This is a genomic window from Vibrio sp. T11.5 (assembly GCF_027587155.1).
GTDB classification, from domain to species: domain Bacteria; phylum Pseudomonadota; class Gammaproteobacteria; order Enterobacterales; family Vibrionaceae; genus Vibrio; species Vibrio neptunius.
Map to the genome: position 1 here is coordinate 196534 of NZ_JAPPTP010000001.1, position 15433 is coordinate 211966.

The 15433-nt window shown below is 44.4% G+C and carries 11 protein-coding genes; 6 read left to right on the forward strand and 5 right to left on the reverse strand.

All coding sequences use genetic code 11. The features are described 5' to 3' along the window. Positions 1 to 9: 9 nt before the first annotated feature. The 3 genes from OH455_RS00920 to gyrA form a co-directional block, all read right to left on the reverse strand. The gene (locus OH455_RS00920) at positions 10 to 1551 is read right to left on the reverse strand and encodes a YjjI family glycine radical enzyme (protein ID WP_269979995.1); all 1542 of its coding nucleotides are present in this window, start codon (positions 1549 to 1551) and stop codon (positions 10 to 12) included. 151 nt (positions 1552 to 1702) lie between these two features. Then, positions 1703 to 3586 carry a methyl-accepting chemotaxis protein gene (locus OH455_RS00925; RefSeq protein ID WP_269979996.1) on the reverse strand — a complete coding sequence of 628 codons (1884 nt, stop codon included), beginning with the start codon at positions 3584 to 3586 and terminating at the stop codon, positions 1703 to 1705. 401 nt (positions 3587 to 3987) lie between these two features. After that, on the reverse strand, positions 3988 to 6624 hold the full coding sequence (gene gyrA / locus OH455_RS00930) for a DNA topoisomerase (ATP-hydrolyzing) subunit A (RefSeq protein WP_269979997.1): 2637 nt from the start codon (positions 6622 to 6624) through the stop codon (positions 3988 to 3990). Between the two features lie 287 nt (positions 6625 to 6911). On the opposite strand from gyrA, the gene ubiG reads away from it, so the two are divergent. From ubiG to yfaE, 4 genes are all read left to right on the forward strand, one after another. Beyond that, positions 6912 to 7619, forward strand: coding sequence for a bifunctional 2-polyprenyl-6-hydroxyphenol methylase/3-demethylubiquinol 3-O-methyltransferase UbiG (ubiG, locus tag OH455_RS00935; protein ID WP_045973849.1), 708 nt, complete (start codon positions 6912 to 6914; stop codon positions 7617 to 7619). A 466-nt stretch (positions 7620 to 8085) separates the two neighbouring features. Beyond that, the gene (gene nrdA / locus OH455_RS00940; protein WP_269979998.1) at positions 8086 to 10368 is read left to right on the forward strand and encodes a class 1a ribonucleoside-diphosphate reductase subunit alpha; all 2283 of its coding nucleotides are present in this window, start codon (positions 8086 to 8088) and stop codon (positions 10366 to 10368) included. Positions 10369 to 10449: 81 nt separating this feature from the next. Beyond that, complete coding sequence (gene nrdB, locus OH455_RS00945) at positions 10450 to 11583, forward strand: class Ia ribonucleoside-diphosphate reductase subunit beta (RefSeq protein WP_269979999.1); 1134 nt, start codon at positions 10450 to 10452, stop codon at positions 11581 to 11583. Next, positions 11583 to 11861 carry a class I ribonucleotide reductase maintenance protein YfaE gene (yfaE, locus tag OH455_RS00950; protein WP_269980000.1) on the forward strand — a complete coding sequence of 93 codons (279 nt, stop codon included), beginning with the start codon at positions 11583 to 11585 and terminating at the stop codon, positions 11859 to 11861. Before nrdB ends, yfaE begins: the two co-directional genes overlap by 1 nt. A gap of 52 nt (positions 11862 to 11913) precedes the next feature. Here the strand turns inward: yfaE and OH455_RS00955 are convergent, their stop codons facing one another. Further along, on the reverse strand, positions 11914 to 12165 hold the full coding sequence (locus tag OH455_RS00955; RefSeq protein ID WP_045973853.1) for a hypothetical protein: 252 nt from the start codon (positions 12163 to 12165) through the stop codon (positions 11914 to 11916). 232 nt (positions 12166 to 12397) lie between these two features. After that, entirely contained in the window at positions 12398 to 13639 is a 1242-nt protein-coding gene (locus tag OH455_RS00960) for a CinA family nicotinamide mononucleotide deamidase-related protein (RefSeq protein ID WP_269980001.1), read from the reverse strand. 192 nt (positions 13640 to 13831) lie between these two features. Here OH455_RS00960 and OH455_RS00965 point away from each other — a divergent pair, with 192 nt between their 5' ends. Together OH455_RS00965 and OH455_RS00970 are read left to right on the forward strand one after the other, a co-directional pair. Further along, positions 13832 to 14728, forward strand: coding sequence for a DUF3943 domain-containing protein (locus OH455_RS00965; protein ID WP_206368693.1), 897 nt, complete (start codon positions 13832 to 13834; stop codon positions 14726 to 14728). A gap of 183 nt (positions 14729 to 14911) precedes the next feature. Continuing rightward, positions 14912 to 15424, forward strand: coding sequence for a glycine cleavage system protein R (locus OH455_RS00970; protein WP_045973856.1), 513 nt, complete (start codon positions 14912 to 14914; stop codon positions 15422 to 15424). The last annotated feature ends 9 nt before the right edge of the window (positions 15425 to 15433 follow it).

Here is a 15433-nt window from a genome sequence, read left to right on the forward strand (position 1 = left end):
ATGCTTACCCTATTTGTAAACAGGCTGACTTTCCATACTCACAACTCGCGGAGCTCTATCCAAAATCCCTGTATTATTGGCTGCTTCAGCGCCAAGGAAAGTCGTATTTTTGCGCGAACCTTGCTCCGAGAACTTATCTATATCTGACAGCTTGATCATATAGCCCGTTACTCGCACCAAGTCATTGGAAGCCACATTAGCCGTGAACTCTCTAAATCCCGAATTCAGTGCCCCTTTACACAGATCGAACATCGCTTCTGGGTTTGACTTCACCGTTTCATCTATTGTCAAAATATCACTAATACCAGAGGTGTAATACTGGTGGTGCTTGGCAGTCGCTTGTACATAAGCCACGGGGTCAGGCTCTGTGCCATAGGGAATGCGAACTCCCGGAGTTACGCCTTGATCAAGGCTGATCCCCCCTTGAGCATGTAGAAGCGCTTTACCTTCAAGGCCGTATTTCACCTCTAAGCCTTGCACGATTTCAGCCAATCTTTCAGAAATTAGATGGCCTAGCTCGTTCGCTTCTAGGTTATGCCCATAGCAACCCTTTTCTCCAGATTTCTCCATAAGAAGATTAACCGCTTCAGCCATACCGTAAATACCAAACATTGGCGCAAAGCGTTCTTCGTCAATCAAACCTTCTTTGGTCAAGAAACCTTTAAAGAAATTCGACTTCTCATGCAAATGAGAACTTCGTGAGTTCATCAACTCGACCAATAATTCACTGTAATAAGGCAATAGTTGATTGAGGAAGTCTTCCGTGTCTGATGCTAGGTTCGCCAACAGCTTGAGATTCAATCTGACTAGGGTGTTCGACCCACCAGCCAAAGGCAGGGAGTTGTAGCAACTCACAATACCAAAGCGCTTTTCACCGTAGCTACTCGCGTGCATTGGATAATTAGCAATATGAGGTTTACTGCACTCACAAATGTTACTTGTTGCCTGACGTAACAAATCATCCGGTGTCACGTTAGGGTCATACATAAAGGTCAGATTTGGTGCGATTTGCTTTAGCTCAGCATCTATTTTTAGGATCGTTCGACAAATGATGTTGTCTGAGGGGCCAATATTAACGTGCATAAAAGCATCGGGCAGTGTCCGGTCTAACATGATCCAGAATCGCTTGAGCTTCTGATAAATCGCCTGTTCACTGAATTCACCTACATAAGGAAGCAATACGTCATCAAGCTGCCCAAGATAAACCGGTATATTCGTCACTGACGGTACATGATGATATATGATTGTCAGCAGGTTAATCGCTTCATCAAAGTCACTCGCTGGCTCTAGCTCGAGATACTCAGACCCTTGTTGAAGAAACTTAGCATAGTCAGGCAAGACATAGCGTGGTTTAAATGGTGCATGGCCTTCAAACATATCGCATAAAATACCCTCTTCCATTGCAAGACGAACTGGCTCTGAAATTGGCATATAAGGCAGACTTGCTTCTGCTTCCAAGGCTAAAAACTGATTCTTCTGTTTAGGATTTAATTTGGCATCAGTGACAATTTGTTGTACACGATGTTGGAAAGAGTTGAGAGCGTCAGACATTGTATATTCCTTATTGTTTTTAAGGATTTTAGATGCACATTCTCTTTGTCGACAATTGAAAAATATTTAAACCCTCTTTTCCAATTTGGAAAATCATGGCAAATAAAAAGGCTCGGTAGTAAACCGAGCCTTTTCTATTTTAATCGGATACTTACAACTTGAATCGACCAATTTCCTGTTCAAGTTTATGAGACAAATCCGAAAGCTGAGCGGCTTGAGCTGCAGCGTCATGAGCTTCGTCAGCAAGTTCGTTTGATACATCACGAATACCGACCGTGTTACGAGTGATCTCCGAAGTCACTGATGCTTGCTCTTCTGCAGCAGAAGCAATTTGTGTCGCCATATCACTAATTTGTTCAACCGCCGATTGAATCTGAGTTAAGCTCACTGCAGCTGAATCTGCGTCTGTTACACTAGTATCTGTAAGTTGACGACTGTCATCCATAATACCAACTGCTTTGCCAGTGGTACTCTGCAGCGTTTCGATCATTTGCTGAATTTCTTGAGTTGAAGCGTGCGTACGTTGGCTTAAAACTCGAACTTCATCGGCAACAACCGCAAAACCACGGCCTTGCTCACCCGCACGTGCAGCTTCGATTGCTGCGTTCAGTGCTAGTAAGTTCGTTTGCTCAGCGATCCCCTGAATAGTAGATAGAATGGTGCTGATGCTATTACCATGAGCTTCAAGTTCCAGAATAACATCAGTGGCAACTTGTACTTCCTGCGCTAAGTTCTGAATAGAAGACTGAGTCTGTACGACTTGCTTACTACCGTGGACACACGCCGTCACAGCTTCAGTTGAATTTTGTGCAGTATTGTCTGCATTACCTGCAATCTCTTGTGTTGCCGCTGCCATTTCATTGATAGCTGTCGCCACCATGTTAATTTCATCTTGTTGGAGACGAATTCTGGCGCTTCGCTCTTCCGCATGCTCTGCCGTCAGCTTAGCTTGCTCAGACAGTGATGCCGATACATGACTCAACTTGGAGACCATGGCGTGCATGTTACCCACAAAGGTGTTGAAGTTAGTTGCCAGTTGGCCAACTTCATCGTCACTACGAGGCTCAAGGCGTTGGGTAAGGTCACCTTCCCCGGAAGCGATCTCTTCAAGAGCACGAGATACGCGTCCAAGATCGCGGAACAGGAAGCTTACTAACCAAGAAACCACAGCAATAACCAATATTGTGATTATCGTTGCCGTTAACAGCAGGTTCTTAAGCAAAGCGGTATGGGCCGCTTCTTCGGTTTGGCGATCCATCTCAATCGCGAAAATCCACTGTGTACCCGGAACCTTCTTAAAGAAATAGAATTTCTCCTGACCATTACGCTCTATCACTTCCATTGTCCCAGAGTTCGCCGCTTGCTCAATGGCGCTCATGGTTAACTTTTTAGACAGTGTAGTCACGGGGTCAAGAGATAGATCTTTGTTCGGATGCGCGAGGAATGTACCGTTTTGAGTATCAATCAACATTGCATAGGCATTTTCACCTGCATCCAAATTGATAACGTCATCGATAAGTTGGTCGATCAATACATCTGCACCTACTACGCCTACCAATTGGCCATTACGGCGAACGGGTTCTGCAATAGTAACTAACAGTGCGTTGGTGATAGCATCTTTGTACGCTGTGGTAATGATCTGACGACCTGCCGCATTGGCATCTTTATACCAAGGACGAACACGTGGATCGTAATCCGCTCGGTTACGCTCAGGATGAGAGCGGTACATCCCTCCTTCTGGAGTACCTAGAAAAATATCATCAAAGCCACCCGCTTTGCGGGCCTGCTGAAGAAAAGGAACAACGTCTTGTTCTTGGCTGTAATCGTTAAATGCTTTCGCAATATCTTCACGGATAGTAATCCAGTCCGATATACCCTCTGATGCTGTGGTGGCTAGACTTTCTGCTCTGGCATTCACGCCATTGCGAGTTTGTTGGAAGAGTTGGTCGGCAGAAAGCCAAGTCAGCGCACTCGCCATGAGTACAACGGCTAATAAACTAGAGCCGATGAGTTTTTGTTTTAGTGACAATTTCATGATCATTAATATTGGTTGTGGAACAGACAGAAGCTGCGAATTTTATAGGCAAATCTGCGTTCGTGCACGTAATATTATTGAAAATTTATTTAACCGTAACTATTTGTAATAACGCTATTTTTTTGGCGTCAGAGCCTTGTCAGAAACAATTCTATCATTAGTGAGTGAAGTGAAATTATAGATCAATAACTTATCGGCTGATGACGATGCGTTGACTGGCTAAACCACAAAAACAAGCGGAAAAATGCCAGTTGAGAATGCCTTTTTATGTCCCTAAATCGGCAGCACTGCCTCCTTTTTCTGTCCTTTATTGGCCATTACCTTAAGAGACTAGACAACGTAGGCCAATTAGGGATACAAAAAAGCCGGGTTAAAACCCGGCTTTTGAATGGCGTCGAAGACTATTCTTGTTCGCCTGCGTCAGTATCAGAGTCTGGCGTAGATTCTGGAGAGACTTCAGAAGCTTCACCTTCCTGAGCTTCTACTTCTTCGCCTTCAGGCAAATCAGTTTCTTCCACTTCATCGATACGCTGCAAACCTACAACGTTTTCGTCTTCAGCTGTGCGGATAAGAGTAACGCCTTGCGTGTTACGACCAACTTGGCTAACTTCAGCGACGCGTGTACGGACCAGAGTTCCAGCGTCAGTGATCATCATCATCTCGTCGCCTTCTTCTACCTGAACCGCGCCAATAACGTTACCGTTACGCTCAGACACCTTGATAGACACAACGCCCTGAGTTGCACGACCTTTCGTTGGATACTCAGCCAGCTCTGTACGCTTACCGTAACCATTTTGCGTCACTGTCAAAATGTCACCATCGTTAGAAGGCACAATCAGTGATATAACCTGATCATCGTCAGCCAGCTTCATACCACGTACGCCTGCCGCAGTACGTCCCATCGCACGAACTTTATCTTCGCTAAAGCGAACCACTTTACCGGCTTGAGAGAACAACATGATATCGCTATCACCATCGGTAATATCAACGCCAATCAGTGAGTCATCTTCACGTAGGTTAACCGCAATCAGGCCATTAGAACGTACGTTGGCAAACTGATCGAGAGAAGTCTTCTTAACCGTTCCATCACCCGTTGCCATAAAGATGAACTTCTCTGGGCTGAATTCAGAAACAGGTAGAATTGCCGTAATACGCTCGTTCTCCTCCAACGGAAGAATGTTCACAATTGGCTTACCACGTGCGGTGCGGCTTGCTTGCGGTAGTTGGTATACCTTCAAGCGATATGTTTTACCACGGGTAGAGAAACATAGGATGTTATCATGAGTATTAGCAACAAGCAGACGCTCGATGTAATCCTCTTCTTTCATCTTGGTTGCACTCTTACCTTTACCACCACGTCGTTGTGCTTCGTAATCGCTGAGTAACTGGTACTTAACGTAGCCTTCGTGCGAAAGCGTCACAACAACGTCTTCACGAGCAATAAGCTCTTCCATGTCGATATCATGGATTGCTGCGGTGATTTCTGTGCGACGTGCATCGCCGAAACCATCTCGAACCGCTTCAAGCTCTTCGCGGATCACTTCCATCAAGCGCTCAGTGCTTGCAAGGATGTGCATTAACTCGGCGATTTCTTCTAGAAGCTGCTTGTACTCGTCAAGAATCTTCTCGTGCTCTAGGCCCGTTAGTTTCTGTAGTCTAAGATCTAGGATCGCTTGTGCTTGCTGCTCAGTCAGGAAGTATTGACCATCACGGATACCAAACTGAGGCTCTAGCCACTCTGGGCGAGCCGCATCTGTACCTGCACGCTCAAGCATCGCTGCCACATTGCCTAAGTCCCAACCACGAGCTACTAGCCCTGCTTTGGCTTCCGCTGGTGTTGGAGCGCGACGGATCAATTCAATGATTTCGTCAATGTTTGCAAGTGCAAGTGCCAGACCTTCAAGGATATGCGCACGTTCACGAGCTTTGCGTAATTCGAAGATAGTACGACGAGTCACCACTTCACGGCGGTGGTCAACGAAGCACTTCAGCATATCTTTCAGGTTAAACAGTTGTGGCTGACCATTGTTCAGCGCAACCATGTTGATACCGAAAGTCGTCTGTAGCTGAGTATTAGCGTACAAGTTGTTCAGAACAACTTCACCTACCGCATCACGCTTACATTCGATAACAATACGCATACCGTCTTTATCAGACTCGTCACGTAGTGCACTGATGCCTTCAACTTTCTTATCTTTAACCAGCTCGGCAATTTTTTCGATTAGGCGAGCTTTGTTAACCTGGTACGGAATCTCTGTGACAATAATGGTTTCTTTACCATTCTTGTCTGCTTCGATCTCCGCTTTAGAACGCATGTAGATCTTACCGCGACCTGTTTTGTACGCGTCTACAATGCCTTTACGACCACTGATAAGCGCTGCCGTCGGGAAATCAGGACCAGGAATATAGTCCATTAGCTCATCAATAGTGATCGCTTCATTATTGATATAAGCCAGACAGCCATCGATTACCTCAGTCAAGTTGTGCGGAGGAATGTTGGTTGCCATACCTACTGCGATACCAGAAGCACCGTTCACCAGTAAGTTAGGAATTTTTGTCGGGAGAACGGCCGGGATTTGCTCCGTACCATCATAGTTAGGTACGTAATCAACCGTTTCTTTGTCTAGGTCAGCCAGAAGTTCATGGGCGATTTTCGCCATGCGGACTTCGGTATAACGCATTGCCGCCGCTGAGTCACCATCGATGGAACCAAAGTTACCTTGGCCATCAACAAGCATGTAACGGAGTGAGAACGGCTGAGCCATACGTACGATCGTGTCGTACACAGCGCTATCACCGTGAGGGTGATATTTACCGATTACGTCGCCAACTACACGGGCAGATTTTTTGTATGGTTTATTCCAGTCATTACCTAGTACATTCATCGCGAACAAAACGCGGCGGTGTACAGGCTTTAGGCCATCACGCACATCTGGAAGAGCACGACCAACGATAACGGACATCGCATAGTCAAGGTATGAACCTCGAAGCTCATCTTCAATGTTTACGGGCGTGATCTCTTTAGCTAGATCGCTCATAGAGCCAATATCCCTCTATTTATAGATCGTATGTACAATACGTTTAAGGTGCAAAAATATAACACACAAATCGACAGTTCGGCATTACTTTCCCTCTCCTTTTATCAGGTTGTGAGCTTGGTTGTGAATCAAATGCTGAGAAATTGCACACTCTGAATTTATCCCGCTGATTTGTGGCTATATTTTCACCATGCCTTGAGAAAAGTGATCCCTCCTATGGAGAGTTAGGAGTTAAGCGCTATAATGCTTACCTGTTTCAAGGAAGTCGTTAAGCAAATAGAGTAGTTATGACCCAGTCACAAAATGTCGATCCAAACGAAATCAAAAAATTTGAAGAAATGGCCTCACGCTGGTGGGATTTGGAGGGTGAATTCAAGCCTCTGCATCAAATTAACCCACTACGGCTCAATTACGTATTGGATAACGCGAATGGCTTGTTTGGCAAAACCGTCCTCGACGTTGGTTGCGGTGGTGGTATTCTTGCTGAAAGTATGGCGAAAGAAGGCGCAACAGTGACTGGCCTTGACATGGGTAAGGAACCGCTCGAGGTCGCTCGATTACATGCACTAGAAACCGGCACACAGCTGACTTATATTCAGAGTACAATTGAAGACCATGCTCGTGACAATGCAGAAATGTATGATGTTGTAACCTGTATGGAAATGCTCGAACATGTGCCAGATCCTCAGTCCGTCATCAGTGCGTGTGCTGCTCTAGTTAAGCCCGGTGGTCATGTGTTTTTCTCCACACTAAACCGTAACTTTAAATCTTATCTGTTCGCTATTGTAGGTGCGGAAAAGTTGCTGCGTATTGTTCCAGAAGGCACACATGATCATGAAAAGTTTATTCGTCCAGCTGAACTCATTAAGATGATTGACCATACCGAACTGACAGAAATGGGGATCACAGGTTTGCGTTACAACCCATTAACAGATAGCTATAAGCTCGGCAATCAAGTCGATATTAACTATATTGTTCATACGCAAAAGCACTAATAAAAACTTATAGCATACGAAAATAACCCCCTAAAAAAGCGGTGGCATATTGCCCCGCTTTTTTCGTTGTTTTTCCTCTGTTTTCGTGGGTCTGATTCCAAAATGTACAACCAACAAATCACGCTCAGAATGGTTGAAAGATCAAGGAATTTTTTTTTGTTTGTGGTTACTTCTAAACCGATCCTAAAACGGTAATTTTATACAATCAATTGGGCCCTAACACCATCGGTTAGTATTCACTTACTGAAATTTTTAATTTTGTTAGTTATCCACAAGTCATCCAAGATCTCCAACTTGAAAAGCCCCCCAGATAGCACTATCTTGTAAGTCGCACAGCAATGCACCCCTATATGTTGTGTTTAGACTACAATATATAGATAGACTTTGATCACAAAGCCGGTACATTTTTTACAAGAATTACACGAAAACACGGCTTTTATCAGTTTTGTTAGGGAAATTAAGCAGAATGAACCAACAACTAACCGTTACTAAACGTGACGGCCGCAAAGAAAGTATTGATCTGGAGAAGATCCATAGAGTGATTACCTGGGCTGCAGAAGGCCTAGATAACGTTTCTGTTTCTCAGGTAGAACTGCGCGCTCACATTCAGTTCTATGATGGAATCACGACTACTGATATCCATGAAACTATTATCAAGTCAGCGGCCGATTTGATCTCAGAAGAAACACCAGATTACCAATACCTAGCTGCTCGACTAGCCGTATTCCACCTGCGCAAAAAAGCGTATGGACAATACGAGCCACCAACGCTGCATGACCATGTTTCACGCCTTATTGATATGGGCAAATATGATCAGCACATTTTGGAAGACTATACGAAAGCTGAACTAGATGAGCTGGATGCTTATCTAGATCACAAGCGTGACCTAGACTTCTCCTATGCAGCCGTTAAGCAGTTGGAAGGTAAGTATTTCGTTCAGAACCGTGTATCTGGTGAAATCTACGAAAGTGCTCAATTCCTGTATATCCTTGTAGCGGCGTGTTTGTTTGCTAAGTATCCAAAAGAAACACGTCTTGACTATATCAAGCGTTTCTACGATGCGACTTCGACATTCAAGATTTCGCTACCAACCCCGATAATGTCTGGTGTCCGTACGCCAACGCGCCAGTTCAGTTCATGCGTTCTGATTGAGTGTGGGGATAGCCTAGATTCCATCAACGCCACAGCAAGTTCTATCGTTCGCTACGTTTCTCAACGAGCTGGTATTGGTATTAACGCTGGCCGTATCCGTGCTCTGGGTTCAGAAATACGCAATGGTGAAGCATTCCATACTGGCTGTATTCCTTTCTACAAGTACTTCCAAACTGCTGTAAAATGCTGTTCGCAAGGTGGTGTTCGTGGTGGCGCAGCAACCGTATTTTATCCTCTATGGCATGGTGAATCTCAAGCATTGATGGTGCTTAAGAACAACCGAGGCGTAGAAGAAAACCGTGTTCGTCATATGGACTACGGTGTTCAACTCAACCGTCTAATGTACCAACGTTTGGTTGAAGGCGGCAACATTACGCTGTTCTCCCCATCAGACGTACCGGGCCTATACGACGCGTTCTTTGAAAACCAAGATGAGTTCGAACGTCTTTACGTGATGTATGAAAACGACCCATCAGTGAAGAAAGAAACCGTCAAAGCTATCGAGATGTTCTCTATCTTGATGCAGGAGCGTGCTTCTACAGGTCGTATCTATATTCAGAACGTTGACCACTGTAATACTCACAGCCCATTTGATTCTGAAGTCGCGCCTGTTCGTCAGTCTAACTTATGTTTGGAGATTGCTCTTCCAACGAAACCTCTGAAAAACGTAGAAGATGACTCAGGTGAGATCGCACTATGTACGCTTTCAGCATTCAACTTAGGTGCTATTACGTCTCTTGATGACTTTGAAGAGCTTTCTGATCTGGTTGTTCGTGCGCTTGATGCCCTGCTAGATTATCAAGACTACCCTCTACCAGCGGCATACAAGTCAACGATGAACCGTCGTACTCTAGGTGTTGGTGTTATTAACTACGCATACTACCTAGCTAAGAATGGTGTGAAATACTCAGACGGCAGCGCTAATGGCCTAACGCACCGTACTTTTGAAGCGATTCAATACTACTTGCTAAAAGCGTCTGTAGCGCTAGCGAAAGAGCAAGGTAAGTGTCCTTTATTTGGTGAAACCAACTATGCGAAAGGCCTTCTTCCAATCGATACGTACAAAAAAGACGTTGATTTGGTTTGCGATGAACCCCTTCATTACGACTGGGACGGTCTTCGTGAAGAGATCATGACTCACGGCCTGCGTAACTCAACACTAACGGCGCTAATGCCTTCAGAGACATCTTCACAGATCTCAAATGCGACAAACGGTATCGAGCCTCCACGTGGCTACGTATCTGTAAAAGCATCGAAAGACGGTATCCTGAAGCAGGTCGTTCCTGAGTTCACTGAATACAAAGATAACTACGAGCTTCTTTGGAATATTGGTTCTAATGACGGTTATCTACATCTGGTTGGTATCATGCAGAAGTTTGTCGATCAGGCAATTTCAGCCAACACTAACTATGACCCAAGCGGTTTCGACAGTGGTAAGGTGCCAATGAAGAAACTGCTCCAAGATCTGCTAACAGCGTACAAATATGGTGTAAAGACACTTTACTATCATAACACTCGTGATGGTGCCAGCGATGACCAGAAAGACGCTGTACAACCACAAGACGATGATTGCGCAGGCGGTGGTTGTAAGATCTAATCACTAGTTCACTATTGAACTAGCAAGGCTTAACAGATTATTTGCCCCTCGATTGAGGGGCTTAAAAGGAATTGAGGCATTATGGCTTACAGTACTTTTAACCGAAAAAAAAATGACCAACTGAAAGAACCAATGTTCTTAGGTCAGTCAGTCAACGTCGCTCGTTACGACCAGCAAAAATTCGAGATCTTTGAAAAACTGATCGAGAAACAACTGTCTTTCTTCTGGCGTCCAGAAGAAGTTGACGTATCAAGCGATCGCATCGACTTCAACAAACTACCAGAACATGAAAAACACATTTTCATTTCTAACTTGAAGTACCAAACATTGCTAGATTCCATCCAGGGTCGTAGCCCAAACGTTGCTCTACTTCCTTTGGTATCGCTACCAGAGGTAGAGACGTGGATTGAAACGTGGTCGTTTTCCGAAACAATTCACTCGCGTTCGTACACTCATATCATCCGTAACATCGTAAATGACCCTGGTTTGGTGTTTGATGACATCGTAGAAAACGAGCATATTTTGAAACGTGCTGAAGACATTTCACACTACTACGATGATCTAATTCAAATGACGAATGACTATCATCGCTACGGTGAAGGGACACAGACAATCAATGGTAAAGAAGTGAAGGTGTCACTTCACGACCTCAAGAAAAAGCTTTACGTGTGTCTGATGTCTGTAAACGCCCTAGAAGCGATTCGTTTCTATGTCAGTTTCGCGTGTTCATTTGCATTTGCAGAGCGTGAACTTATGGAAGGCAACGCGAAAATCATTAAGCTCATAGCTCGTGATGAAGCGCTGCATCTAACAGGTACACAGCACATGATTAATCTGCTGCGTAATGGTCAGGACGATTTTTCCTTCATGCAAATTGCTGAAGAGTGCAAACAAGAATGTTTTGATTTATTCAAAGCTGCAGCTGAACAAGAGAAAGAATGGGCAGAATACCTGTTCAAAGATGGCTCTATGATCGGTCTCAACAAAGACATTCTTTGTCAGTATGTTGAATACATCACTAACATCCGTATGCAGGCAGTCGGCCTTGATGCAGCGTACCCAGAAGCAACGTCTAACCCTATTCCATGGATCAACGCTTGGTTATCTTCAGATAACGTACAAGTTGCACCACAAGAAGCGGAGATATCATCTTACCTAGTCGGTCAGATCGATAGTGACGTACGTGCAGATGACTTTAAGGATTTCGAACTGTAATGCCCAACATAAAAATCAATGGAATCACTGCGATTCAGTCTAACCCTTCCAATACCATTCTGGAAACAATGGAAAAAGCAGGGATTGAGCCTGAATACAATTGCCGAGATGGGCACTGCGGCGCTTGTCGTTGCAAGCTGGTCAAAGGTGAGGTGGAATACGTTGGTTTTGCGATGGCGTATACTCAGAGTGACGAAATTTTACCCTGTATCAGTAAAGCTAAGTCAGACATCGAAATTGACGACGTCCATTACACCCCAAAAGAAAAAATTGCATAACTATGCACCAAACATAAAGCCCGGCTCGCTATGCCGGGTTTTATTTTACTATTTAGGCACGAATCTGAATACCGGATAAGAACTCATCGGCAGTCAACATTGACACTGCTTTGTCGGCAATCTCTCGTCCGTCGTCATCAAACAAAGACAAGCGATAGCCTAATGAATTTTCTTGATTTTTTTCTTCCGGAGCATGGAGCCACATAGAAATAACGTCTTGGTTATCATCGCTAAGTGCTTCTCCTAAAACCACTTTCTGACTCGCCACTTGATACCAAACCATTATTTTTGAATGATGGAACATGCTAACCTCCCTGAGCAATATCTGCGACGAACTATCATTTTAAGCACAATTAAAACAAATGCACGTGGCAAATCAGAGACAAAGTTGGCATCTATTTAAAATCATCGATTTAAGCTATAGATGATTTTCTTCTAAGAAATATTTATGAAAGCATGCATGTAATAAGAAGCATATTCATTCACTTATTACTGCATGCTGCTCGGTACAGATTTGACAGTTATTTAAGGCTATTCTAGCCCTGAATAACACTTTGAGGGACGTACATCTCTTTATCGCGAGTCAACGAACTGTAATTCGGAAACATGGTTTTTCCTGATAAATAGCGTCTCAGCATATCCGCAGCAACTGTGGTAACAATGGTCGTTTGGTCTGCTCTAGAAAAACTTCGATTAAATGTTAACGTTTGCCCCCACTCCCCCTCTCTTGCTGAAATCGCTACAGAGAAGGTTCTTTCCGTGACTTTACCAGTAGCGATCGCTATATCTGTTGCGCATTTGTCTTTCGTCGCTGCTGCAAGAGCGAAAGCAGCAGCAAGATCATCATTATCGCTCTTACCCACGTCTACTTTATTGCCCAATACCCAGCCATGCCCACAATAGTCTGCAGCGGCTTCATTGGAGTGGAGCCATAATGACAGGTTACCATGTGTGGATTGCTCTGCTGTGGAAATTGACAGCTTCTTATCTAGAATCAGATGACCAACGTTGTCTTGCATCGTTTCGTCAACACTAACAACATTCGCTTCGATCAGGTTGTAGACCAATTGGAGCAACTTGACACGATTATCCAAATCATCCCTAGGGCCAAACAATTTGACCTCAATAAAAGGCAGGTAAGAGCGATAACCTAAGAAATAGCCTTCGGGAAGATGAACTTTATCTAGTTTGTCTGACAGTGCGGACTCGGATGTGCCAAAAGTATGGAGTTTACTGCATTCGTAACCCACAACGTCGCTATGACGCTGTTGCAAATGTGGCAAAATCTGTGATTCTACCATCAGCTTGAATTCACTTGGGACACCTGGGGTGAAGTAAAAGTCACAATCGTTAAAAGTCAACAGAAAGCCACATGCGGTACCGATAGGGTTATCCAAAACCAACGACCCATGGGGCAACATAGCTTGCTTTCGATTGCTCTCTGGCATCGCAATACCGCGAGCACTGAAGAACTGCTCCAGTTTTTCCAGCCATTCCGGATATAACTCTAGTTCCGTATCTGACGCTTGTGCGGCAGCTTCAGCACTCAGATCATCAGAAGTTGGCCCCAGGCCACCGTTGACAATCACGACGTCACAGTTAAAGCTCAACATCATCAACTCTTCTACTAAAGCGGACTGACTATCACCTACCGTCGAGCGCTTAGAGAGAGAAAAACCTTGCTTAAAGAACTTCTCTGACAACCAAGCCGCGTTGGTATCAACGATATCGCCGTGAAGCACTTCCTCACCGGTACTTAACATCGCTATCTTCAACATAATTATTTTCCTTTTTAGGAAGCCTCTGGTCCTGAATCACAAACAAAGCCCTTAAAACTGACCATTTCATTGTTTGAGTGTTATTTAGAAGTCACGTCTCTTAATTAGGACATTTTCCGGTTTCCATTCCTCTGGCTTTGATGGATAATTGTGAGCCTGATCATTATAAGATATAGACTGTGGAGTTTATCAGTGTACATAAAACACATCACCGCTTTGATGTTGTCGGCTTCTGCTTGCGCCAATGCCAATACCTACGACGCTCCCAACTATATTGACTCTTCACTCAATCTAGATAACAGCGAAAACTACAGCCTTTTCAGTAACTCTTATTCATATAAGACTAGCAATAGTTATGCCTTAGGTTTAACTGAAAACGATTTAAAATTGGAAGAGCCTGAACTCCCTAAATATCTCACCGTGCAAAGTAAGAAAGACTGGGATTACCTTAAGGGTCAAACTTACACGATTTTAGGTCTTAGTGTTGCGACGGTAGGCTTAATGACACTGCTGCCAGAATCGATTACAAAGTGGGATGAAGAAGATCGTGATTTGAGCGGTTTAGGAACGAAGTGGAAAGATAATGTCACATCCGGCCCAGTATGGGACCGAGACGACCATTTTCTAAACTATGTCATGCACCCGTACTTCGGTGGCGTTTATTATACCGCCGCCCGTCATTCTGGATTCAACGAGTTTGAGTCTTTTCTTTATTCTGCCACACTATCTACCTTCTTCTGGGAATATGGTGTAGAAGCTTTTGCAGAAGTGCCTTCGTGGCAGGACCTCTTCATTACCCCCTTCTTTGGTGCAATAGTGGGTGAAATGATGTTTGAAGCAGAACAAGACATTGTCTCTACAGGTGGCGAAGTGTGGGGCTCTCAAACTATGGGCGATGTTACGTTGTTTTTACTCAACCCTGTTGGTCATATTCACGGTTGGGTTAGCGATGCTTGGGGTGGTAGTGCTGAGTTCCAGTACAACAGCAAACCTTGGTTTGGCAATCAAGATGCCGCTCAATTTGCCATGGATGCGGGCGCCAGCTACGATAGCGTATTTTATGGCGTCGAGATGAAAATCAGTTTTTAATCTGACACTTAAACAAAGAAAGCGGCAGCGAATTGCCGCTTTTTTTGTGTCTGCCCTACCATAATGGTCAATACAATCCGCCATCAAGTCAAAAACTTGACCTGAATCAAGCCTAACTTCCGCCCTGCTCCTAAACTAAATTTAGTCCTATATAAAGAATTGCTTGCATTCAGGAGGCCCGTTATGAATAGTACTTTTATCGTCAATTTCGTCGGCAAAGCAACACCTGCCACAATCAAGCAGCTGGCGGCTATTACTCACGAAAATGGAGGAAAGTGGCTGATCAGTAAAGTAAACTTTATCGAAGACCAAGTCGCGGCAGTCATCAAAGTTGAATTGCCAGAGGAAAAAGCGGAGTGCGTTAAAGAAGCGTTTAGCAGCCATGACGATCTACTGGTCCAGTTTGTCGATTCAGATAGCCACACACACAATGCCGATGCTATTTATCAACTTCGGTTAGACTCCAATGACCGAGCAGGCATTGTTAATGAGATCACCCATGTTCTAGACAATCAAGGCATCAATATTTTGGACATGGACTGCCAACGTGTGTTTGTTGCTGGTGGTGGTGGCGTAAGTTCCAGCTTATTTACAGCAAACATCGCTTTGAAACTGCCAACTCAGGTCCAGATAGATGACGTCGCAAAAGAGCTGGAAGCTTTAAGTGAAGACACTCGGGTCATGGTCGAGGCATAAAACAAGAGC